The organism is Streptomyces sp. NPDC001153 (assembly GCF_053598315.1).
On sequence record NZ_JBSFJZ010000134.1, the window covers coordinates 1 to 1,430 of the forward strand.

The 1,430-nt window shown below is 65.9% G+C and carries 1 protein-coding gene; it reads right to left on the bottom strand.

All coding sequences use genetic code 11. The annotated features are described in order from the left end of the window. Positions 1 to 27: 27 nt before the first annotated feature. Positions 28 to 1,272 carry an IS256 family transposase gene (locus ACWDEN_RS48090; RefSeq protein WP_351604881.1) on the bottom strand — a complete coding sequence of 415 codons (1,245 nt, stop codon included), beginning with the start codon at positions 1,270 to 1,272 and terminating at the stop codon, positions 28 to 30. Positions 1,273 to 1,430: the final 158 nt, after the last annotated feature.

Consider the following 1,430-nt stretch of genomic DNA (forward strand, 5'->3'; position numbering starts at 1 on the left):
GGGGTCATGTCCCGCGGGGTGGTGTAGTCACGGCAGCTGTTTCGGTTCCGGTTGTGGGGTGATCTGTGGTTCGGGTTCGGTTGGCTTGGTGGTGAAGAGCTCGGCCATGGAGGCTTCGGAGAGGTAGCGGCGGTCGAAGACCTGCCACTCGTCGTGGAGTTCGGCCAGGACCGCGGCGGCGAGCCGGTCCAAGGCGGCGGGGTTGGGAAAGACCTGGACGACGTCGGCCCGTCGTTTGATCTCCCTGTTCAGCCGCTCCAGCGGGTTGGTCGACCAGATCTTCTTCCAGTGCGCCGGCGGGAAGTCGGCGAACGCGGTGATGTCGGTTGCCGCATCCAGCAGCATCGTCTTGACCTGCGGGAACTGCCGTCCGAGCATGTCGGCGACCACGTTCAGCTGGGTGCGCACCTGCTCGCCGGTGGTCTGCGCGAAGATAGTGCGGATGGTCGCGGCGACCATCTCCCCGGAGCCCCTCTCGATCACCGAAAACACGTCCCGGACGAAGTGAACCCGGCACCTTTGCCAGGCCGCGCCGAGGAAAACGGTGCGGATCGCGGCCACCAGACCGCTGTGGCTGTCGGAGATGACCAGCTGGACGTTCTCCAGGCCGCGGGCCCGCAGCGAGCGCAGGAACTTCGTCCAGAACGGCTTCGACTCACTGTCGCCGACCATCAGCCCGAGGATCTCGCGGTGCCCTGTGGCGGAGATCCCGGTGGCGATGACCACGGCCTGCGATGCGATCCGGTGGTTGACCCTGACCTTGCAGTAGGTGGCGTCCAGGAAGACGTAGGGGAAGACGGTGTGGTCCAGCGGCCGCTCCTTGAACGCGGTCAGTTCCGCATCCAGCTCACCACAGATGCGGGAGACCTCGGACTTGGAGATCCCGCTGTCCGCACCGAGTGCTTTGACCAGGTCGTCGACCGAGCGGGTCGAGACACCGTGCACGTATGCCTCCATCACCACGGCGAACAACGCGCGGTCGATCCGCCGCCGGCGTTCCAGCAACGACGGGAAGAACGACCCGCTCCGCACCTTCGGGATCTTCAGGTCCAGGTCACCGGCCTGCGTGGTCAGCAGCCTCTCCCGGTGTCCATTGCGCCAGGTCGTGCGCGTCTCGGAGTGCTCACGCGGCGCGGCACCGATCATCTCCGTGGCCTCGGCCTCGATCAGCTCCTGCAGGATGCGCTCGCACACCACCCTGATTGCTTCAACTCCATCGGCCCTACGTAGTGACTCGAGCAGCCGCATCAGCTCAGACTGAGACAAGGCCATCGCGTGCTCCTCTGGTCGAACTGCCCGTTCACCAGGGAGACTTGCGCGGTGGCCTGCCCTTGTTCAGGGAGCACGCAACGCCAGCGGATGCACGCCCCGAGCAGACACCCGCGCGTTCCGGAACCCTGCCCGGCTACACCACTTCATGGGACGCGATC